The following is a 21187-nucleotide window of genomic DNA, read 5'->3' as shown; positions in this document are numbered from 1 at the left end:
TGCAACCACCAGTGGGATTTGATGTTCATCCAGGGGGCTTCAATAGCCGGTTTCACCCCTATGGCGCTCGCTGTCGCCGGCCCGCGGGGCATCGAGATCCTCGTAAGCGGACAGAATGTCTTCGCCGGCGGACTCAGCCGTCGACGACTGGTACGCGACAAGCGCTTCAGCGAGCAAATCGGCCAGCTTGAGGTCGGACCGCTCACGGCGGCGAAGCCGGCTCGGCCGGTCGTCGGAAGCATTGTCGGCGGCCTGCTCGGCCCTTCTGCGCTGCCGTTCCTGCCTTTCCGACTGCCTGCGGCGGGACAACTCGTCAACGGGGGCAGCGGCGGCGGGCTCGTCGCTCTGAATCGTTTCCTCAACCGGTTCAGCAGGAGGAGGGGAGTCGGGACGGTGCCCCGGAACGGGTGAACTCCGTTCTGGCGCGGTGGCTTGACGGCGCCGCGACATACCGTCGGGCCCCAAGGAGAAAACCTCACGGTCGGCAGCGGCAGGCGGCGAAGGCACGGGCGGCACAGGGCGGCGACGCGGGAAGTCATCGAGGTCGACCGGACCGGACTGCTCGGGCGGAAGGCCGCTGTCCCGAGGCGGCGGCGCGTTCCCACCATCCGGACCCCCCGGCTCACCACGGCGGGCAGCAGCCCCGGACGGCGCGCTGCCCGGCCCGACGAGCTCAGTGTCCAACGTCCGGCGCAGGGAAGCAGGGCGCCCGGAGTCACCGGCGAGACCGTCGAGTGAATCGGACTGCCGCTGGAAAACAGTGGCCTCACCAGGACGGGCCCGCCGCACAGTGGCCTCGCCGGGACGGCCCTTCGCCCCGGGTTCGCCTGCGTCTTCGAAACGGCGGCGTGGAGTCACGTCTTCGACGCCATCAGCGCGATCGACGGCAGCGAACTCACGCCGGACAGTCGCCTCACCAGGACCACCGCGACGACCAGCCGGCTCGAGGTCGTCGGTGGCCGCGCCTTGGGCCTCACGGCGGGTCGGCTCTGAGGAATCCTCGAAGTCAGCGAACCGTTGGTGTGTCGTCAGGTCTGACGAATCGCGCGCCACCGGCCCCGAGTCGGACGTGTCGGTGAACCCGCGGCTTTGGTCCGACTCACCACGGCGGCCGCTCGTCGTGAACTCGTCGTCTGAGTCCTCGGACCTCCGCCGCGCCGTTGTCTCGGCGTGTGTGCCGCGAGGGGCTGGTTGGGGTTTGCCTGGTTCCGCTGTCCTGCGTCGAGCGGTCGCTTCCGGGGATGTTCGCCGACGGGCGGCTTCTTCGAAGCCGTCCGCTATCTCCGAGAGATTCCTGCGAGGACCTGATCCGCCTCGTGGGCCACTCCGGCGTGCTGGGGTGGTCTCGTCTGGCTGCTGAGCTTCGCCGTGCGGGTTGACCGGTTCGCCCAGGATTGCTTCCAGGCCAAGGGATTCACGTTCGGTCTGCGGTGCTTCCCCACCGAGGGGCGCCTCATGGCCGAGGGGGTCCGATTTCTCGTCGGCTGTCCTGACATCGTCCTGTGTCGGCAGCTCGGGCCTGCGACGGCGGCCACCTTCGTCACCTGCGGACGGCAGGTCACGTGGCTTGTCCTGCTCGGCGAAGATCGCGTCCAGGCCGAGGGGGTCACTCGGCCAGTCAGGTGCCGAGGCGGCCGGGACCTCTGGTGTAAGCGAGAAGTCCACGTTGCCGGATTCGGCCGCAGAGTCGGGTTTCCTGCGTCGACCGACCGTTCCAGCCTCGGCATCGACTGAGGGCATCGGGTCTTGATAGCCCGGCCATGGCTGGGGTTGTGCACGTCGACCGGACGCCGACGGATCGTTGGACTCGGCCTCCGGCGCTCGGCGACGGCCCGCGGACTCCGCGCTTTCCCTTGCGGCGCGGGGTGATTCGTCTTCCGAGTTTGACGTCCGGCGACGGCCTGCGGAGCGCTGGTCAGCCGGGTCGCCGGTAGCAGGGGCTTCCGGCACCCGCCTGCGCCCAGCGGACACGGACGGCTCGGGGCTTTCCCCGGACTCCGGCATCCTCCGCCGACCAGCGGATTCCAGCTCGTCGAGCGACACATCGCGATCGCCCCGTCGCGGACCAGCAGACTCCCCACCCCTCGGCGACCCATCACGGCCGAAAGACTCGGAGATTCCCCGCCCATCAACAGACTCGGACTCGCCCAACGCCTCAGTGCGGACGCTGGCCTCGGCCGACCTCCGACGGCCTGCCGACACCGATCCACCAACCGACTCGTCGCGGTCAAGGGAACCCTGCCCCCTCCGCCCACCGGCGGACTCCGGTGAGCCAGGCGGCGTGCCGCGATCGAAGGTCTCCGGCATCCTTCGGCGACCTGCCGGTTCCGGCATACCAGGCGACTCGCCCGGGTCGTACGACTCTGGCATTCGCCTGCGACCAACGGTCTCCGACTCACCGGTCGAATCGTCGCGATCGAAGGTTTCCGGCGGCCTTCGACGGCTTGCTGACTCCGGTTCACTCAACGATTCGTTGTGGACGGGGAGTTCCGTCGCTCTTTGGCGATCCGCCGGTTCCGACCTGCCAGACAACTCGGCCGGGTCGTGCGACTCCGGCATTCGCCTACGACCAACGGTCTCCGGCTCACTGGTCGATTCGTTGCGATCGAAGGGCTCCCGCGCTCTCCGCCCACCAACGAACTCCGGCGCGCCGGATGGCGTGCCGCGATCGAGAGCTTCCGGCCCACTGGCCGAATCGTCGCGGTCAGAGAAATCCTGCGCCCTCCGCCCACCAGCGGACTCCAGTGCGCCAGGCGCTGTGCCGCGATCGAAGGTTTCCGGCATCCTTCGACGACCTGCCGACTCCGGCTCGCCCAGCGATTCGTTGCGGGCACGGAGTTCCGTCGCTCTTTGGCGATCTGCCGGTTCCGACCTGCCAGACAACCCGGCCGGGTCGTGCGACTCCGGCATTCGCCTGCGGCCAAAAGTTTCCGGCTCACCGGCCGAGTCATCGCGGCCAGAGAAATCCTGGGCCCTCCGCCCATCAACGATCTCCGGTGTGCCAGGCGGCGTGTCACGGTCGAAGGTTTCCGGCATCCTTCGGCGGCCTGTTGACTCGCCTGGCGCTGCGGCACGGGGTTTTGCTTCTGTGTCCTTTTCGGAGTTCGGTTTTCCGTGGAGGGTTGTGGGGGTTTTGGTTTCGGGGGTTTCTGCTTTTTCCGGCATGCGGCGGCGGCCGGTGGGGGTGGGCGCTGTCGTCGCTGTCGTTGTTCGCGCGGGGTGTGCCGGGGTTTCCTGTTCTTCTCCGGGTTCCGGCATGCGGCGCCTGCCTGTTGGCGTCTTCTCGTCGTCTTTTTCCGGCATGCGGCGGCGGCCTGCCGGTTCTGTTCCGGTTTCGGTTTCTGGTTCTTCGTCGTCCGGATCCACTGCGCGACGAGTTGGGTCGCGTGGGAGTGCTCGGCGGCGGGCGCGGGGGTTTTCCGGGTCCAGCTCCGATGTCCAGCGGCGGCGGCGTGGGTCTGGGTCCGTGTCCGGGCCTGGCGGTGTTGGGATGTCCGGCCCCAGGGGGAAGTTCCGGCCCGGCTTCGGCCGTGGCTCGGCATCCGGGTCCTCGTCCGGCTGAGCGGGTACCGGCGATCGCCTGCGCCGCCCCGGCTTCGGTTCCGGATCCACGTCCGGGTCCGGCGGTACCGGGATCTCCGGGCCCTCCGGCGGCGTCGGGACCTCGTCCGGGTCCGGCGGCAGCGGGATCGAGGCGCGCTCCGCTTCTTCCGCCGCTGCCAGGATCTCGTCACCCGTGTTGCTGTAGGTCCGCATCGGCTGGTTGATCGCGTACTGGTCGAAGTCCGCGGACTGACCTCGCCGCAACTCGTCCTGAGCACGCCTGCGCCCGCCGCTGCCTCGCGTGATGTCGAGCCGGTCGAGAACCGAACGGCCTTCCTCACCGTCATCACCCGCGTCAGCGGCGTCGTGCCCGGGGAGTGGGACGTCCTCGGCCGACGGCCACTTCCCGCCGACATCCGGTAACGGGAACCCAGCGAGATACTCGGCCATTTCCTGGTCAGGGCCGTCGCTGGACAATCCCGTGTACCCCTCCATGTAGGTGTAACCGCTGTCGACTGGCGGGAAATCGTAGACCGGCTCGACCGACTGCCAGTCCGGCCGGTCCTGCCCCTGATCGTGATCGGCACTGGTCAGCGCCTCACGCGCGGCGCTGAGCAACGCGTCCTCGCTCGTGCCCTCCTGGTACTGGGCCACGCCTGTGCTGACGCTGACGCCCCGCGCCGGGTCCTGCGGGGCCCAGTCCGAAGCCGACACCGTCTCCCGCAGCGTGGCTGCGAACTGCTCGGCCTCGTCCCTCGTCGTGTCCGGCATGAGCACGGCGAGTTCACCTTCGTCCGGGCGGGCGAGCTCCGCGTCGTCCGGCGCCATGTCCCGGACGTGGTCAGCCAGTGACGCCAGCACGTCCGGATCGATCTCGGGCGGGATCCGGCCCGCCGTGTCGATGGCCTTGATCAGGGCCGCGCTGAACCGGTCAGTGCTGTCCGGGTCCTTCTTGCGCGGCTCCGGGTCCGGCTCGGCCTCCCCACTCGGCTCAAGGCGGACCAGCGTGAGCGCGGTCGGCCTGGCCTGGCGGCGTGCCGCGGCCAGCCTGCGACGCAGGCCTTGGCGGTTGAGCAGGCCGGTTTCCTCGTCGCGCTCGTTCTGCGCCGAATCCGGCCACTTGGGCTTGTCCGCGTCCGCCGACCGCTTGCCTTTCCGACGGCTCAACTGGTCCTCGGCGTCCGCACCGGTCGCTGCCGCGATCGCGGCGCTGGCCGCGAGAGCCTCACTGGCCGCGGCCGACCAGTCCGGCTGCGATTCAGCGGACGCGGCCCAGCTAGGCCGGGACTCCGCGTCGCTGGTTGACTCCGCTGTGCCGGGCGGGTCCACGGTCGGCAAGTCCACAGTGGGCAGATCCATGGCGGCCAGGTCCACCGCGGCACGGTCCACGGCCGCTCTGCTGGCAACCCTGTCCACGGCTGCCGGATCGGCACCGGCCCATTCGGGCACGCCCCTGTCGGCCGCGGTATCGGCCCAGTCCGATGTTTTCTTGTCCGCGGCTTTCCTGTCCGCGGCGGTGTCCGCCCAGCCCTCGGCATTCCGGCCCGCGGCGCTGGGGTCCGAGCCTGCCCATTCGGGTGCGGCGCGGTCAGCGGCGACCAGGTCGGAGCCGGCGCGGGTCTGCCCGGCGAGGTCCATGGCCGCGCGTTCCCTTGCGACCATCTCCCAGCCAGCCAGCTCTCGGCCCAGAATGTCCTGGTGGCGGCGGCTGCTGCCTTTCTCACCGCCTGCGCGGCCGGATGTTCTTGTCTTTTCGGGGCCCCCGCCCCCGCCCCCCTCCCCGCCCTCGCCCCCGCCTGCTGTTTCGTAGCCCGCTGCTTCATAGGCCGATGAGCCATAGGCTGCTGAGCCGTAGGCCGCGCCCAGCCCGCCCACGGTTGGGTAGCCCTCCAGGTCATAGCCCTGGCTGCCCGAGTAGGTCGCGCCAAGGTCGTAGTCCTGGCCGGTCGCTGTGGCGCGCTGGCTCGCGCTCGCTTCGGCGGCTGAGTACGCCTGGCTGGCTGTGGTTGCCCAGTCGTAGTTTTCGGTGCCTTGGCCTGTTCGTTCGTAGCCCACGCTGTCGTAGGTACCCATTCCCCGGGTTGGACGGGGTCGTGGGCCCGGGCCGATGTCCCGGCCCGCCAGTTCTCTGCCGGACATCTCCTTGCTGGCCGCTTCGCGGCTGCCGAGGTCCGTGCCCGACAGGTCGGACGCCGTCCTTGCCGGGGTCCGCACCACTCTGCGCAGCAGGGCCTCGGTGTCGTCGGGCAGCCTGGTTCCCGCGCCGAGCTCCTCGAGGATGATCAGCCTGGCTAGGGTGTCCGACCTGAGCCTGCGTTGCTCCGCGGCGTGTGCCGAGCGCAACGAGTTCAGGGCTTCGGTGAGGTCTCCGTCTGCTTCCTGCGCCGATGCCAGTGCGGTCAGCACGTCGGCGAGCAGACCGTCCAGCTCGTGCCGGTGGGCCACTCGCACGATCTCCGCGAGCAGGGCCTGCGCTTCCTTGGGACGGCCCGCCGGGAAGTGCACTCTGGTCGCGAGGATCAGCATCAGCCGCCCGATCGCGGCAGCCGACGCGGCCCGCACCGGTTGGCTCAGTGTCTGCTCTGCCTGGCCGAGCGCCGCTGTTTCCTCACCGGCGTCCAGCAGTGCGCAGACCATCTCCAGGCCCAGTTCGGCTCGTGCCTGCCCGGCGTCCGTCGCCGGGTCGGCCAAACCGTCGAGCAGGGTCATGCCCTCCGTCGCCGCCGCCATCGCACCGGTGGGATTGCCCCACCGGCGCCGGAAGGACGCGATCCGCGCGCACAACAGGGCACGCAGCACACGGCGGACGTCGCCGCTGAGCACGTCGTCGGCCGCGTACAAGCGGTCGGCTTCCGAGAGCACCTCGTCGATGACCTCGAGCCGCCCGGCTTGCGCCAGGCCTGCCACGATCTCGCCGAGGGCACCCGCCCGCACCGCGGGCCGCGCATCACTCCCTTCCAGAATCGGACGCACGATCACGAAAGCACTGCCGGTCAGCCCGACCGCGCGGGTACTGGCCGCCAGGTCGACCCTGACCGCCCCGGCGATCTCGCGGTCACCCGCGGTCTCCGCGTCCCGCAGTGTCGACACCGCCGGTTCGACGGCCTCGGCGTGTTTGCCCAGGCGCACCAGGGCAGCGACCACAAGGGACTTGGCGCGCAACGCCAGCGCTGCGTCCCTGATCTCGTCGGCACGCGTCGCCGCCTGCCGAGCGAAGATCAAGGTGAGCTCAGGCGCGTGCCACCTCAGCCGGTCGGCGGTGGCGGCGAGCAGTTCGCCGTCCGTTGACCCGCCGTCCGACCAAGATCCCTTTCTGCCCGCCGTCACCGGTGCGGCCGCCTAGTCCCGGGTCAGCTTGCGGTACGTGACCCGGTGTGGCCGTGCCGCCTCCGCGCCGAGCCGGTCGACCTTGTTCTTCTCGTAGCCCTCGAAGTTGCCCTCGAACCAGAACCACTTGCTCGGGTTCTCGTCGGTGCCCTCCCACGCCAGGATGTGGGTGGCCACGCGGTCGAGGAACCACCGGTCGTGGGAGATGACCACGGCGCAGCCGGGGAACTGCTCCAGCGCGTTCTCCAGCGAACCGAGGGTCTCGACGTCCAGGTCGTTCGTCGGCTCGTCGAGCAGGATCAGGTTGCCGCCCTGCTTGAGGGTCAGCGCGAGGTTGAGCCGGTTGCGCTCGCCACCGGACAGCACACCCGCCGGCTTCTGCTGGTCCGCGCCCTTGAAGCCGAACGCGCTGACGTACGCGCGGGACGGCATCTCGACCTGGCCGACCTTGATGTAGTCCAGCCCCTCCGACACGACCTCCCACACGTTCTTGGCCGGGTCGATGCCACCGCGGTTCTGGTCCACGTAGGACAGCAGGACAGTCTCGCCGATCTTGACCGAGCCGGCGTCCGCCTTCTCCAGGCCGACGATGGTCTTGAACAACGTGGTCTTGCCGACGCCGTTGGGGCCGATCACGCCGACGATGCCGTTGCGCGGCAGGTCGAACGTGAGCCCTTCGATCAGGGTGCGGTCGCCGAAGCCCTTCCTCAGGTCGTTGACCTGGACCACGACGTTGCCCAGTCGCGGGCCCGGCGGGATCTGGATCTCCTCGAAGTCGAGCTTGCGGGTCTTCTCCGCCTCCGCGGCCATCTCCTCGTAGCGCTCGAGGCGGGCCTTGGACTTGGTCTGCCGCGCCTTGGCGTTGGAGCGGACCCAGGCCAGCTCCTCCTTGAGGCGCTTCTGCAGCTTCTGGTCCTTCTTGCCCTGGACCGCGAGCCGCTCCGCCTTCTTCTCCAGGTACGTGGAGTAGTTGCCCTCGTAGGGGTGGGTCCGGCCGCGGTCCAGCTCCAGGATCCACTCGGCCACGTTGTCCAGGAAGTACCGGTCGTGGGTCACGGCCAGGATCGCGCCCGGGTAGGACGAGAGGTGCTGCTCCAGCCAGAGCACGCTCTCGGCGTCCAAGTGGTTCGTGGGCTCGTCGAGCAGCAGCAGGTCGGGCTTGGACAGCAGCAGCTTGCACAGCGCCACCCGGCGCCGCTCGCCACCGGAGAGCACCTTCACGTCGGCGTCCGGAGGTGGGCAGCGCAGCGCGTCCATCGCCTGCTCCAGCTGGGAGTCCAGGTCCCACGCGTCCGCGTGGTCCAGTGCCTCCTGCAGCTTGCCCATCTCCTCCATCAGCTCGTCGGAGTAGTCCGTCGCCATCAGCTCGGCGATCTCGTTGAACCGGTCGAGCTGGACCTTGACCTCGCCGAGGCCCTCCTGCACGTTGCCAAGGACCGTCTTGTCCTCGTTGAGCGGGGGCTCCTGCTGCAGCATGCCGACCGAGAAGCCGGGCGACAGGATCGCGTCCCCGTTGTTCGGCTGGTCCAGCCCCGCCATGATCCGCAGGACGGTCGACTTGCCTGCCCCGTTCGGACCGACGACGCCGATCTTGGCACCCGGGTAGAACGAGATGCTCGCGTCCTCCAGGATGACCTTGTCCCCGTGCGCCTTGCGCACCTTCCTCATGGTGTAGATGAACTCCGCCATGCCGACGATCGTAGAGCGGTCGGTACACGCCGATTACCGTGACTGCCGAGATTGGTGCTGGAGTGACGGCGGGGGTCATGCCGCGACCGCCTCGACGGGCAGGCCGGAGCGTTCCCCACGGAGCATGGTGACCCGGCAAAGGTTGAGGTCGGGGCCCACGGCAGCCGCCTCCATCTGGATTTCCGACCGCGGCATGCCGTCCTTGCCGATCCACTTGGCGGTGTGGATCCGGCCGGTCACCACGATCGGGTCTCCTTTGACGAACGTCTCCGCGACCGTCTCGGCCAGTTTGCGGAAACAGCTGACGCGCATGAACAGGTCGCGCCCGTTCACCCACACCTCGTTGTCCTTGTCCCACCTGCGCTCGGTGCTGACCAGGCTGAAGAGGGTCAGCACGGTGCCGTCGGTGGTGAGTTTGGCCGTCACGTCCGAGCAGACGCGTCCGACCATGGTGACCTTGGTTTCGTTCCACGCCATCGGATTTCTCCTTGTCCACGGCTTCTGGGGCTGCTGCCAGCTTGCCGGTGGGCGGCCAGGGCGCGGCAGGGTCCGGCCGCCGTGGCTGTGGACAAGCGCCGACTGTGGACAAGTCGGTCGTCCGGGGCTTCGGGGATGCCCGAGGTGTCGGTGGGGTGTGCTAGTGGCTCGTCTCGGAACGTCGCTGGTCTTGTTCGGCGGTTCCAGGTTTCCCCTGGGCGTGCCGCAGGAAGGGGCTTGTACCGGGTTGTACCAGTGCCTTTCCGCGGCGCGGCCAGCGGGAAGCTGGGCCGTCGAGAAGGCTTGTCTACGTTTCGAGACGGGCCACTAGTCGGCTTTCCTGCCGTTCATCTTGTCGAGCATCGCGTTGTAGGCCGCCAGTTCCGCTTCTCCGTCCGCGTCCGCCCTGCGGTCGCGGCGGCGGGCTTCCTTCTCGTCCTGGCGCGCCCACTGCACGAGCAGGGCGACCACCACGACCAGCAGCGGGACCTCGCCCGCGGCCCACGCGATGCCGCCGCCGAGCCGTTGGTCCGACAGCAGGTCGCCTGCCCACGGCAGGGCCAGCGAGCGGTAGAACCGGTCGCCGATGATCTGCTGCATGCTCATCAGGACCACGCCGAAGAAGGCGTGGAACGGCATCGAGGCGAAGACCATCGCCAGTCTGCCGACCGGTGGCAGCTTGCGGGGCGCCGGGTCGATGCCGATCACCGGCCAGTAGAAGACGTAGCCGGCCAGCAGGAAGTGGGCGTTCATCGCCAGGTGTGCCCAGTGCAGGTCGAGCGCGCTGTCGAACAGGCCGGAGAAGTACAGCACGTAGTAGGACCCGACGAACAGCACGAGCGCCACGACCGGGTGCGTCAGCACCTTGGCCGCGGGTGAGTGCACGAACGCCACGATCCACTCACGCGGCCCCGGCGGGTTGTCCTTGCCCGCGGCGGGCAGCGCGCGCAATGCCAGCGTCACCGCTCCGCCGAGCACCAGCAGGATCGGCGCGAGCATGTTCAGCATCATGTGGCTGATCATGTGGATGCTGAACATCGACGGCGAGTACCGGCCGATTCCCGACGACGTCGCGAGCAGGATCGTCGCGCAGCCGAAGAGCCACGCCACGGTCCGGCCGACCGGCCACGCGTCGCCGCGGGCGCGCAGCCTGCGGACACCGAGCAGGTAGAGCACGGCCATCGCGATCGCCAGCGAGCCGTAGATCAGGTCGAACCGCCAGTCGATCAGCATCTTCAGGAACGTCGGCGCACCGTCGAGGGTGTACCCGATGCGCAGTTCGACCGAACTCGGCTGGGTCACCGACTGCTGCGGCGGCGGGGTGCGGCCCAGTGCGGCGGCGATCCCGATGGTCAGCATCATGACCAGCACTTCGAACGCGGCCAGTTTGACCAGCGCGCGCCCGGTTCCGCCCGCCACGAGCGCCGCGACGCCGCGTTCGCGCTGGAAGTACCCGAAGACACCGAGTGCGAGCAGCGCGACGGTCTTGGCGACGACCAGCAGGCCGTAGTTGGTGCTGAACAAGTCCGCCAACGGCAGCCGCACCAGCGCGTTGATCACGCCGGAGGCCGCCATCACGATCCAGCAGCACAGCGCGACCTTGGAGAACCGGCTCGCGGCCAGCGCGAGGTGATCGCCCTTGCGCCTGCCGTGGGCGAGCAGGGCGACCAGGCCACCGACCCACAGCGCCGCGGCGACCAGGTGCAGGATCAGGCTGTTGGTGGCCAGGTCGTGCTGGCCGCCGCTGGAGGAGTGCCCGCTCACGCCCAGCGGCAACAGGCCGAACACGGAGACCAGGAACAGCACGGCGGTCCAGCCCCAGGTGAGCACGAGCCTCGTGCCGACCGCGAGGAGGAACGCGATGGCGGCTGTGATCAGCCACGTGTTCGTCGGTTCGGAGTTGGGCGCGAGGTCGACGAGGGCCTGGATGTCGAACAACTGCGACACCGGGCGGCCGAAGGTGTCCGCGGTCGTGAACGGGATCGACAGCAGCGCGCTGGCGCACCAGACGATCGCCGCCCAGTTGGCGGTGCGCACGGCCGCGTAGCCGTCCGCGGCGAGCACACCGGATGTCTGTGGCGGCACCATGAACGCGGCGAACATCAGCGACCCGATCACCAGCACGCTGCTGATCTCCGCGACGACGCGCAGCGTGATCATCCCGTACGCGGTGAACGCGCCCGGGTTGGCGACGCCGATGACGTAGCGGTTGCTGACGAGCGCGAACAGGGCGGCCGCGACGAGAATCGCGAGCACACCGCCCACCACCAGCAATGGGCCGATTCGAGCACGTGCCCGCTTCGTGCCGGCCGCCTGCACAGGTGAGTCGGTGGAGGTCACAACCTGAGGGTAGTCGTCAGCTGGTCACGCTCTCGACGGCCTGTTGGTGGGTTTGCCGCTCGCGTCGCCGTGCCCGGCTGGCCAGCAGCGTCAGCGGCGCCATGGCCCACGCGATCAGCGCGGCCACGCCCAGCGCGACGGGCAGCGACGTGACATGCGCGATGCCGCCGATCATCGGCGGTCCGAGCAGGAAACCGCTGTAGGCGATGGTCGTGACGAACCCGAGTTCCCGTTCGCCGCCGCCGCCGTCGGCCCGGCGCCCGGCCGCACCGGCCATCTCCAGCGCGATCGGGAACCCGTACGCCAGGCCCAGCCCGGCCAGGGCGAAGCCGATGTACGTGAACGCGGGCACGGGAACGAGCACGGCGACGAGCAGGCCGAGCGCGCCGATGGTCGACCCGCCGATGAGCATCCGCTGCGAGCCCCAGCGGTTCTCCACGCGTTCGCCCAGCAGCCGGGCGATGGCCATGCAGACCGAGAACCCGGCGTAGATGAGGGCCGCCGCGGCCTCGCCGATGCCGCGCTGGTGCACGCCGAAGAACGCCGACCAGTCCACGCTGGCGCCTTCGGCGACCGACGAGCAGAGGGCGATGAACCCGAGCAGCCACAGCACCGGCCGTGTGACCACGGACTTCTTCGGACCGGGGTCGGTGGTCCGCGCGGTGAGGTCCTCCACGGGGATCCGGCGCGCGAACACCACGGCCATCACCGCGCCGAACACGGCCGCGATCGCCAAGTGCCGCAACGGGTTGAGCCCGAGTGAGGCGGCACCCGCGGCGCCGAGCGAGCCGACGAGCCCGCCGATGCTGAAGGCGGCGTGGAAAACGGGCATCATCGCGCGGCCGGATTGGCGGATCGCGGTGACGGCGGCGATGTTCATCGCGACGTCGAGCGAGCCGACCGTGACACCGAGCATGAACAGCACCAACCCGAGTTGCAGGGGCGTGCGGGTCATACCGAGCACGGGCAGTACGGCACAACCGCCGATGGCGCTGATCACGACCATGACGCGGGCACCGAAACGGGCGCAGAGCGCACCGGTCAGCAGGGCCGAGGCGATCATGCCGATGCTGGCGCCGAGCAGCGACAGCCCGAGTGATCCTTCCTGCGCGCCGATCTGGGCGGCCAGTGCGGGCACGCGCGGCGCCCATGACCCGAAGACCACGCCGTTGAGGGCGAAGATCCCCAGCACGGCGGTGATGGCGGCGCGCACGGCGGTCCTCCTTGGGATGATCGGATGAAGCGCTTCAGACCGCCAAGGGGGTTCGCGATCCGGCAGAATCGGGGAGCGATGATCCGAGAACTGACGTTGCACGGCGGCATCCCCGCGCTGGCATACGGACAAGGCCCGCCCCTGGTGTTCGTCAGGGGCCTGGTGCCGCAGGCGGGCAACCCCGACGGCCGCAGCCGCTGGGCGGAGACCCGGCAGATGGACCGGCTCGCCAGGGGCCGCACGATCTACTCCGTCGGCAGACGGCCCGGCCTCAGGGCGGGTGCGACGATGGCGGAGCTCGCGGCGGACCTGGTCGGCGCGATCCGCCACAAGTTCCGTGAACCGGTCGACGTGATGGGCATCTCGACCAGCGGGTCGATCGCGTTGCAGGCCGCGGCCGACCACCACGACGCCGTCAAGAAGGTCGTCGCGTGCGCCACCGCGGCGCGGCTGGGCCCGTTGGGCGCGCAGGTGCAGCGGGAATGCCGTGACCTGCTGGCGCGGGGCGAGTACCGCGACGCGATGGCGGCGCTGGTCCCCGGACTGACCGAGAACCAGTGGGCGCAGGGTGCCCTGACGCGGATCATGCGGTTGTCAGGCGCCCCCGAGGACCCCGACGGCATGATCGCCTTGCTGGACGCCGAGGACGGCTACGACCTCAAGTGCGAGGACGTCGCGGCGCCGACGTTGCTCATCGCCGGCGAGAACGACTTGCTGTACCCGCAGGACGTGGCCGCCGAGACCGCGCGGCGCATCCCGGACGCGCGGCTGAAGCTGTACGCCGGCCGCGGGCACATGGGTGTGTTGCGGGACAAGAGCTTCTACCCGGACATCATCCGGTTCCTGGTCGGCTGAGGCGTCAGCCGGTCAGGAACCCGCCGGAGGCGTCCAGGTCGGTGCCCACGACGGCGCTCGCGGCCGGTGAGGCGAGGAACATCACCACAGCGGCCATCTCCTCGGCCCGGACGATCCGCTTGATGGGGTAGTCCTGGGCGATCTGCTCGTAGGTCATGCCGAACGCCTCGGCCGCCCGGCGCAGCATCGGTGTGTCCACCGCTCCGGGTGCGAACGCGTTGACCCGGATGTTGCTCGCGGCGTACTCCATCGCCGCGACCTTGGTCAGGGAGGCGACGGCGTGCTTGCTGGAGTTGTACGGCGCGATGGTGGCGAACCCGACCTCGGCGGAGATCGACGCGGTGTTCACGATCGCGCCGCCGCCTTGCGCGAGCATCCGCGGGATCTCGTACTTCATGCCCAGGAACACCCCGGCCACGTTGGTCCGCCAGACCGCTTCCATGTCCGCGAGGGACTGTTCGTGCGACCGGACCGCGCGCGGGCTTTCGATTCCCGCGTTGTTGACCGCGATGTCCAGCCGCCCGTAGCGGCGGACGCACGCGTCCACCAGGTCACGGACCTGCGGTTCCTCGCGGACGTCGGCACGCCGGAACGTCGCCTCGCCACCGGCGGAGCGGATGCTCGCGGCGACCTGCTCGCCGAGGTGCTGCCGGCGCCCGCAGAAGAACACCCGCGCGCCCGCGGCGGCGAACGCGCGGGCCGTGGCCTCGCCGATGCCTGACGTGGCACCGGTGATCAGCACGACCTTGCCCGACGAGGCCTCCGCGACGCCCGGCACGGCCGCGAGGCCGAGCGCGCCGGTGGCGGCCAGCATCTGCCGCCGGTTCACGCCAGCCTCCTGGGGATCGGGGCGAGCGGGTACTGCCGCCAGAAGAACGCGTCGGCGGCGTGCTGGTCGGCCGCGAAGTTGACCGCCTCGACGATCTGGCGCCCGCGGATCCGGTACGCCAGCGTCCACGTGATGTCCAACCCGGTGGGGGTTGTGCTCCACCCGCGGTGCATGTCGACCACCCAGTCGCCGTCGGCCGCCAGGAACAGGATCTCCGCGCGGAACCCGGATTTCGCCAGCTGCGCGAAGAACGCGAGAACCTCGTCCGGGCCGTTCTTGGTGCCCGCGAGCGGGTGGTGACCGGGGATGGTCCACCGGATGCCGGGGGCGAAGAACTGCCGGAGCGCCGTGAGGTCTCCGGACCCGTACACCTGGTAGTAGCGGCGGATCAGTGCGACGTTGGGGTGTTCGCCACCGGTGGCCGATGCCGCCGGTGCGGCCAGGACGGTCGCGGCCAGGCCCGCCGCTCCGGCACGGACCACAGTGGCCCGGGATAACCGTTTCTCCATGACGCCAACGCAACCAGCGTGACCTCACAGCGGTCCAATACCTGTGCCCATACGTTTCAGGTATGGACGTCGACACCCGTGTGCTGCGTTACTTCGTGGCGGTCGCGGAGTGCTTGAGCTTCACCGAGGCGGCCAGCCGGTTGTACGTCGCCCAGCCGTCGTTGAGCCGTCAGATCAAGCAGCTGGAGACCCGGCTGGGCACGGATCTGTTCGTGCGAGCCAACTCCACGATCACGCTGACCAGCGCGGGTGAGGCGTTGCTCGGCGCGGCACGCACGCAACTGTCGGACTGGCAGCACACGCTGCGCCTGGTGCGTACTGCCGCCGCCGCGGAGAGCAACGTGGTGCGGGTCGGTTTCGTGGCCACGGGCGGCGGCACACTGGCCCGGCAAGCACGCGCGCTGTTCACCGAACGGCACCCGGACGCGACGATCGCGCCGAAACGGTTCGACTGGGGCGGTGAGGCGCAGGCGTTGCGTGACGGGCTGGCGGACATCGCGTTCGTCTGGTTGCCGGCGGACCTGACCGGGTTGCGTTCGCGGGTTGTGGCGACTGAACAGCGGTGGGTCGCGATGCGGGTGTCGCATCCCCTTGCCCGTCAGGAGGAAATCAGCATCGAGGATCTGCGGGACGAGCCGCTGATGTGGACGCGGGTCGCCCCGGCCGAGTGGGTGGACTGGTGGGCGGTCAACCCACGGCCGGACGGTTCGGCGGCCGTGTGGGGCAAGGAGAACGACAACGTCGAGGAGATGCTCGAGCACGTCGCCACGGCGGCGTCCGGGGTGTGCATCGGGCCCGAGTCGATGTCCTCCTACTACTCGCACCCGGACCTGACCTGGCGGCCGTTGGTCGACGTGGAACCGTTGCGGATCGCGTTGGCCTGGCCCGAGGACTCGGCCGGGTCGCTGGCCGCGCAGTTCGCCGACATCGTCGCCGCGTTGACGAGTCAGCCGTCGCCGGACTGATCGGCGCGGTGCCGCAGGTATCGCGTGTGGTCGGCCTGCTGGGTGATGTCGTCGCGGTAGAACCGTTCGGCGATCCGGTGCGACTCGGCTTCCAGCAGGTCCAGCTGGGCCAGCAGTTCGTCGGCCGCGCCGCGTTCCTTGCGTGCCAGCCACCACGGCACGTTCAGGTACGACTCGATCGACAGCGGCACGTCCACCCGCGCCAGCCGGATCACGCTGTGCAGCAGGTCCGGGTCCGCCCGCAGTGCCTGGGGCCGGTCGAGCATGCCGGTGAGCACCGCGGTGATCCTGGCGACGAAGTCCGCCGCGGGGCCCGGCATCCGGTCGCCGTGCCGCTCCACTGTGGACGAGATCGTGGCCAGGTCGGTGCGCAGCTGCTCGATCTCGGTGAACGCGTCCCCGGGCACGAGCCGGACCCGTTCCGGCGGCGCGAGCAGCGCACCCACCGCGTACAGGCCGATCACGACGACCGGCCAGTACCCGCCGACGACACCGAGGAGGTACAGCAGCACCCCCACGAGGCCCGCGGCGGACCCGGCGAGGTTCTTGGCCGACCCGAGGTACTTGGTCATTGGTAGCCGCGGATCTCCTGGAACACCTTGGCCAGCGGGGTGCTGCGCGCGTCGAACACCTTGCCGCCGGTCAGCGCGGCGACCTTGTTCATCTCGTCCTGGCTGCTTTCGCCGAACAGCACGGTGAACACCGGGATCTTCGCGTCGCGACCCGCGGCCTGGAAGGACGCGTACGGGGATCCGTTGGTGTTCTGCCCGTCGGTCATCAGCACGATCGAGGTGAACTTCGCCGGGTCCGGCCGGCCCAGCAGCTGGTAGCCGCGGGTGAGGCTGTCGTAGATGGCCGTGCCGCCGGTGGCTTTGAGCGCACCGGCGAAGGCTTTGATCCTGTCGAGTTCCGGCTGCGGGTCGGTGTCCGGCACGAGGAACGTGACCGGTGCCGCCGGGGCACCGGAGAACGGCAGCAGCGTGAGCTCTTCACGGCCGCGGAACCCGCGGTACTTGCCGAGCAGGCTGCCGTCCGCGCCGGTCAACGCGATGAGCGCGGACCGCAGCGCCTCGATCCGGTCGCCCTGCATCGAACCGGACGTGTCCAGCACGTACAAGGTGCGCGACGGGCGGCGGATCTTGTTGAAGTACGCCGACAGCAGCGCGTCGACCGCGTCGGCACCGGCCGGGAACGGCAACTCCACCAGGTCGCGCTGGGTGAACTGGCCGCTCAGTTCGACGCCGGGGATCGCGGGGCGCCTGCGGGTCTGGTCCATGATCCTGCGCTGCACGTCCGGGGTGCGCAGGTGGTCGGTCAGCCGCTGGTGCGCCGAGCGGGCGTCGTCGGCCGCGTCGGACAGCAGCGTGAACGGGTAGTCGGCGCTGATCACGCCGTCGCTGGGGTAGACCAGCGACAACGGTTGCGGCAGTTTGCCTTCGGCGTTCATCGACAGCAGCACCGACTCGTAGTTGACCAGCCCGTCGACTTTCTCGCCCGCGTCGGCTCCGGTGGCACGGCGCTGATAGGCCTCCGACAACCAGCCGGACGACCCGGCTGACAACGCCTGGGCGCTGAAGAACCTGGTCAGGTCCGGTGTGATCGGGGCGATCTGGCCCGCGGTCACGGCGGCGCCCGTCCCCGCCAGGGCGGAGGCCACACCGACCAGGGCGGAGAAGCCGGAGTTGGACGCGGACGGGTCGGTCATGCCGTAGGTGAAAGCCTTGGCGCCCGCGGCTTGCGCGATCTGCGACCACGTGACCCGCTTGCCGTCCCAGCCCAGCTTGCGGACCGTGTCGGCCGCCAGGCCGAGCACGACCGGCGAGTTCATGATCTTCACCTGGTTGCCGAGGCGTTTGCCCGCGTCCGGCTGGGTCTGCAGGTAGCGGTTGGAGGAGAACCAGACGGCGTCGAACTTGCCGCCGGCCTCGCCGCGCGCCAGCGTCTCCGCGCCTTCGATCGTGCCGCTGAAGGTCATGTTGACCTGCACCCCGGTTGCTTTCGCGGCTTCGTCGAGGATCGGTTGCATGTCGGCGAGTTCGCTGCCCGCGAGCACCCGCAGCACGCCCGGTTGCGGCGGGCCGAGCGGACGCGCGGGGTCCGGGGTGGCCGAGTCGCATCCGGCGAGCGCGAGCAGCAGCCCTATCGCTAGAAGTTTCCTCATCCCGCCCTCTCAGCGGAGTTGGACCGGCGGAGGTGGTCCTCGGCGCGGCGAAGCTCGGCCGACAACGCGTCCACGGTGACGGCCATGTTGTGCACGGCACTGGCCTTGAACTCGTCGATCGCGTCCATGGCACGGAAGATCTCCTCGAAGGAGGCCTGGATCGTGCGCACGCCCACGGCCGGGTCGCTGCCGGCGCGGCGGATGTCGGCGGCCTGCGACGTCAGCAGCTCCGCGTTCGTCTGGATCAGGCCCTCGGTCGTGGCCCGCAACGCGTCGATCTCCTCGTGCACGTCGCGTTGGTGCGCGAGGGCGCCGCTGATGACCAGCGCGATCCGCAACGCGGACACGGTCGTGGCGACCGCGCGTTCCACTCCCCTGATCAGCTGGTCGTTGTTGCGGCGCAGCAGGTCCAACGCGAGGTAGCCCTGCGCGCAGACCGCCAGCTGGGTCAGCAGGTCCTGGTGGCGTTCGCGGATCGGGTGCAGCACGTCGGCGCGTAACGCCGTCGCCAGCGCGGGGTCGGCGAGGTCGAGCACACCTGCCTGCCGGTCGATCGCTTCGTCCACCGCGGCCGCGAACGCCGCCGCCTCGGACAGTTTGGTCATGTTCTGCCACAACCGTTCGCGTTCGCCCTTGATGGCGGAGTTGTCGCGGTGCAGCAGGTCCTGGCGCATCCGCAAGTGCACGACCAGGGCGTTCACCGGTTCACGGGCGGCCTGGTAGCGGGCCCACAGTCTGCGGGCCTCACCCGCGACCGGGATCAGTTTGAAGATCTTGCGACTGGTCACGGGCAGCTTGGCCGGGTCGAGACCGCGTACGGTCTTGCGCAACTCCGCGAGGCTCAGCGCGATCTCCTGCTGCGGCGAGGATCGCTCACCTCGCGCGCCCTCGAGCGCCTTGGCCGAACGGTCCAGCAACGCGCTGGCGATGCCCGCGGCGACCCGCATGTCCGCTGAGCCGACCGTGAGCAACTCGTCGAGCACCGCGCCGAAGCCGGGGGAACGCGGGTCCGCCGCGGCGAGGCGTTCGGCGAACCGCGCGGCTTTGCCGTTCGCCTCGGCGACGGCGTCGTCGCTGAGGGCGATCATCCCGGCGGCCCGGGCGGGCGGGATCGGCTCGACCGGATCCGGTGGGGTCAGCACGAGATCGGTCACCGGTACTGCCTGCCGATCGCGTCGAGCATCCGCTCCAGCGCCTCGTAGGACGGCGGTTCGATGATGTCCACCAGCTCCGGTGGCGCGGCGACGCCTTTCCCGGTCAGCACCTGGCCGAGCACACGCGAGTCGTTGGGACGGAACCCGAACGTCGCGGCGAGCCGCACCAGCTCCGGGTCGGTGGCCAGCAGCTGGCCGACTTTGTCGCCGTTGCCGGACAACGGGACCAGCGTGTGCTTGGAGAACACTGTCGGCGCGGTGTACAGCATCCGCATGTCCGGGCGGATCGCGCCGTCGCCGCGGATCTGCCGGTCGAGGAACTGCGACTCGTAGATCAGCGCCAGCGGGGTCTTGCCCATGCCCGCCGCCAGGTAGTCCTCGAACGGGCCCTCGGTGCTGTTCTGCGTGTACCCCTGGTCCAGGAACAGCTTCGTCAGCTGGGGTAACAGCCGGGTGCGCGCTTCTTCCGTGCTGACAACGCTGTTGCCGTTCGCGACGAACGACACGATCGCCAGGTACATCGACGCGGAGTTGGAGTCACGCGGGTCCGTGGTGGTGACCAGGAGGTTCTTGCGCGCGGGGAACGTGGTGTTGCCGGGCAGCTGGTCCCAGCGCGTCCCGGCCTTGGCCAGGTCGAGGTACTTGGCCACGTCCAGCTGCCCGTTGCGGGCCACGCCGTTGGCCGTGAGCAGGGCGACGATCGGCTCGAACGTCGCCACCGCCATCGGTGACGAGAACGGCGTGTACCCGGCGGTGATCTTGCGGTCCCGCTGGATCCGTTGCGCCGCCGGCGAACTGGACGGGAACACGAACTCGTAGCGGCTCAGGTCGACGCTCGTGGCGATCTGCCGTGACCCGGCGGAGTCCACCTCGACCCGCAGCCCGTGCTTGGCGAACACGTCGGCCACGCGCCGGTCGTGGAAGAAGGCGAGTTTCTCCGAGCCGATCACCCCACGGACGACACGCGCATCCGGTTCACCTTCCCCTTGCTGGTCAAGCACTATCACCACGACGACCGCGACAAGCAGCACCACAGCGAGCACGATCGACAACCGCCGCTTCACGCGCGGTCGCCTCCCCTCAAGGCCTGGACCATCCATCCCGGATCATCCGGGTTCTTCGACTCTTTTGACGCGCGGGCCGGACAGCTGGCGGTGAACTGTTGATGAACGACCGGTGTACGACCACGAAGCGGGAGAGCGGAATTCCGGATTCCCACCGGGGCACGGAATCGGGATTCCCGTCATTGCCACACACAGAAGTGGCCCGCTCCTGCCGGAGCGGGCCACCACATTCCCTGCCCGAGAGAGGACCAACTCATGAAGCTCGAACAAGGAATCCTATCGACGGCAATTGTTCAATCGCGGCTCCGGACGACCGTCCAGTCGAGCAGGTCGTCGAGCTCGAACGAGCTCTTGCCGCCGATCTGCCCGCGCAGCGCCCCGGCCAGGCCGCGCACGAGCGGCGCGAGCGAGGCCGGTTCCGGTTTCGCCTCACCTGTCTCCCATCGGGAAATCTGGAATCTGGAAAGGCCACATTTGTCGGCCAGCTGTTGCTGGGTCAGCCCGGCGCGTTCTCGCCAGGTACGCAGCCGGGCCGCACTGAAAGGAAGAGTCAGCGATGTCCGGGACATAACCGGGAACAGTAACGCTCACGAGCGCTCCCAACAAGTCGACACCGGCCAATCCGGCGGAGATCCCTGCGAAATACAACGAATCGCGTTAGTGTGCGCTGATGAGCGCTTATGAGGATCGTCAGCGGTTGGCCGCCTTGATGAACCGCTCACGCCTCGAGCAGAAGCTGGAGTGGAAGGACGTCGCCAAGCGCGGCGACATCTCCGACCCCACGCTGCGCCGGATCCGCAACAAGCCGGAGTCGACGCTCACCGAGGACGCCAAGATCCGCATCGAGGACGGACTGGGCTGGACCCCCGGTGACGTCGACGGCGTACTGGCGGGCGGGACGTACACCTACCGGCGGCCGATGCTGGACGCGGAGTCCGCGACCGTCGAGCAGATCATCAACTTCATGCTCGACATGGAAGCCAAGCGGCGCCCGGACTTCCGGCTGCTGCTGTCGCGGATCGACGCCCGGTGGTTCACCACCCCGTGATCGGGTACCGGTG

At 69.5% G+C, this 21187-nt stretch carries 15 protein-coding genes; 3 read left to right on the top strand and 12 right to left on the bottom strand.

Annotated elements, in window-relative coordinates; all coding sequences use genetic code 11:
* Positions 1 to 39: 39 nt before the first annotated feature.
* The 5 genes from AOZ06_RS11260 to AOZ06_RS11240 all read right to left on the bottom strand — a co-directional run bounded on the left by AOZ06_RS11260 (position 40) and on the right by AOZ06_RS11240 (position 12589).
* On the bottom strand, positions 40 to 6870 hold the full coding sequence (locus AOZ06_RS11260) for a diguanylate cyclase domain-containing protein (RefSeq protein WP_054289390.1): 6831 nt from the start codon (positions 6868 to 6870) through the stop codon (positions 40 to 42).
* 12 nt (positions 6871 to 6882) lie between these two features.
* Positions 6883 to 8559: an energy-dependent translational throttle protein EttA gene (ettA, locus tag AOZ06_RS11255; RefSeq protein WP_054289389.1), complete on the bottom strand. Its 1677-nt coding sequence runs from the start codon at positions 8557 to 8559 to the stop codon at positions 6883 to 6885.
* Positions 8560 to 8634: 75 nt separating this feature from the next.
* Positions 8635 to 9036, bottom strand: coding sequence for a single-stranded DNA-binding protein (locus AOZ06_RS11250; RefSeq protein ID WP_054289388.1), 402 nt, complete (start codon positions 9034 to 9036; stop codon positions 8635 to 8637).
* A 327-nt stretch (positions 9037 to 9363) separates the two neighbouring features.
* Positions 9364 to 11376, bottom strand: coding sequence for a bifunctional copper resistance protein CopD/cytochrome c oxidase assembly protein (locus AOZ06_RS11245; protein ID WP_236952179.1), 2013 nt, complete (start codon positions 11374 to 11376; stop codon positions 9364 to 9366).
* Positions 11377 to 11392: 16 nt separating this feature from the next.
* On the bottom strand, positions 11393 to 12589 hold the full coding sequence (locus AOZ06_RS11240; RefSeq protein WP_054289387.1) for an MFS transporter: 1197 nt from the start codon (positions 12587 to 12589) through the stop codon (positions 11393 to 11395).
* Positions 12590 to 12667: 78 nt separating this feature from the next.
* Here AOZ06_RS11240 and AOZ06_RS11235 point away from each other — a divergent pair, with 78 nt between their 5' ends.
* Entirely contained in the window at positions 12668 to 13444 is a 777-nt protein-coding gene (locus AOZ06_RS11235) for an alpha/beta fold hydrolase (RefSeq protein WP_054289386.1), read from the top strand.
* 4 nt (positions 13445 to 13448) lie between these two features.
* On the opposite strand, the gene AOZ06_RS11230 is transcribed toward AOZ06_RS11235, so the two are convergent.
* Positions 13449 to 14273, bottom strand: a complete 825-nt coding sequence (locus AOZ06_RS11230) for an SDR family NAD(P)-dependent oxidoreductase (protein ID WP_054289385.1) — start codon at positions 14271 to 14273, stop codon at positions 13449 to 13451.
* Positions 14270 to 14782, bottom strand: a complete 513-nt coding sequence (locus AOZ06_RS11225; RefSeq protein WP_054289384.1) for a nuclear transport factor 2 family protein — start codon at positions 14780 to 14782, stop codon at positions 14270 to 14272. The genes AOZ06_RS11230 and AOZ06_RS11225 overlap by 4 nt, the downstream gene beginning before the upstream one ends.
* Before the next feature lie 62 nt (positions 14783 to 14844).
* Here AOZ06_RS11225 and AOZ06_RS11220 point away from each other — a divergent pair, with 62 nt between their 5' ends.
* Positions 14845 to 15747, top strand: a complete 903-nt coding sequence (locus AOZ06_RS11220) for a LysR family transcriptional regulator (RefSeq protein WP_054289383.1) — start codon at positions 14845 to 14847, stop codon at positions 15745 to 15747.
* Here AOZ06_RS11220 and AOZ06_RS11215 read toward each other — a convergent pair.
* From AOZ06_RS11215 to AOZ06_RS11195, 5 genes are all read right to left on the bottom strand, one after another.
* A complete protein-coding gene (locus AOZ06_RS11215) occupies positions 15729 to 16319 on the bottom strand; it encodes a hypothetical protein (protein ID WP_054289382.1) in 591 nt (196 codons plus the stop codon). The genes AOZ06_RS11220 and AOZ06_RS11215 overlap by 19 nt on opposite strands.
* A complete protein-coding gene (locus tag AOZ06_RS11210; RefSeq protein WP_054289381.1) occupies positions 16316 to 17908 on the bottom strand; it encodes a substrate-binding domain-containing protein in 1593 nt (530 codons plus the stop codon). The genes AOZ06_RS11215 and AOZ06_RS11210 overlap by 4 nt, the downstream gene beginning before the upstream one ends.
* Positions 17905 to 19062: a toxic anion resistance protein gene (locus tag AOZ06_RS11205; protein ID WP_054289380.1), complete on the bottom strand. Its 1158-nt coding sequence runs from the start codon at positions 19060 to 19062 to the stop codon at positions 17905 to 17907. The genes AOZ06_RS11210 and AOZ06_RS11205 overlap by 4 nt, the downstream gene beginning before the upstream one ends.
* Complete coding sequence (locus tag AOZ06_RS11200; RefSeq protein WP_054289379.1) at positions 19059 to 20126, bottom strand: hypothetical protein; 1068 nt, start codon at positions 20124 to 20126, stop codon at positions 19059 to 19061. The genes AOZ06_RS11205 and AOZ06_RS11200 overlap by 4 nt, the downstream gene beginning before the upstream one ends.
* A 293-nt stretch (positions 20127 to 20419) precedes the next feature.
* Positions 20420 to 20695: a helix-turn-helix domain-containing protein gene (locus AOZ06_RS11195; protein WP_054289378.1), complete on the bottom strand. Its 276-nt coding sequence runs from the start codon at positions 20693 to 20695 to the stop codon at positions 20420 to 20422.
* A 101-nt stretch (positions 20696 to 20796) separates the two neighbouring features.
* Between AOZ06_RS11195 and AOZ06_RS11190 the strand changes: the two genes are divergently transcribed.
* Positions 20797 to 21174 carry a hypothetical protein gene (locus tag AOZ06_RS11190; protein ID WP_157232968.1) on the top strand — a complete coding sequence of 126 codons (378 nt, stop codon included), beginning with the start codon at positions 20797 to 20799 and terminating at the stop codon, positions 21172 to 21174.
* Positions 21175 to 21187 lie beyond the last annotated feature (13 nt).

The organism is Kibdelosporangium phytohabitans (assembly GCF_001302585.1).
Classification (GTDB): domain Bacteria; phylum Actinomycetota; class Actinomycetes; order Mycobacteriales; family Pseudonocardiaceae; genus Kibdelosporangium; species Kibdelosporangium phytohabitans.
Note: the sequence above shows the minus strand (reverse complement) of the source record. Positions and strands in the feature narration are given on the sequence as shown.

Bases quoted from the DNA above. Each gene is read 5' to 3' on its own strand.
- AOZ06_RS11220 (WP_054289383.1), top strand. From the start codon at position 14,845: ATGGACGTCGACACCCGTGTGCTGCGTTACTTCGTGGCGGTCGCGGAG.
- AOZ06_RS11250 (WP_054289388.1), bottom strand. From the start codon at position 9,036: ATGGCGTGGAACGAAACCAAGGTCACCATGGTCGGACGCGTCTGCTCG.
- AOZ06_RS11210 (WP_054289381.1), bottom strand. From the start codon at position 17,908: ATGAGGAAACTTCTAGCGATAGGGCTGCTGCTCGCGCTCGCCGGATGC.
- ettA (WP_054289389.1), bottom strand. From the start codon at position 8,559: ATGGCGGAGTTCATCTACACCATGAGGAAGGTGCGCAAGGCGCACGGG.
- AOZ06_RS11225 (WP_054289384.1), bottom strand. From the start codon at position 14,782: ATGGAGAAACGGTTATCCCGGGCCACTGTGGTCCGTGCCGGAGCGGCG.
- AOZ06_RS11190 (WP_157232968.1), top strand. From the start codon at position 20,797: ATGAGCGCTTATGAGGATCGTCAGCGGTTGGCCGCCTTGATGAACCGC.
- AOZ06_RS11195 (WP_054289378.1), bottom strand. From the start codon at position 20,695: ATGTCCCGGACATCGCTGACTCTTCCTTTCAGTGCGGCCCGGCTGCGT.
- AOZ06_RS11215 (WP_054289382.1), bottom strand. From the start codon at position 16,319: ATGACCAAGTACCTCGGGTCGGCCAAGAACCTCGCCGGGTCCGCCGCG.
- AOZ06_RS11235 (WP_054289386.1), top strand. From the start codon at position 12,668: ATGATCCGAGAACTGACGTTGCACGGCGGCATCCCCGCGCTGGCATAC.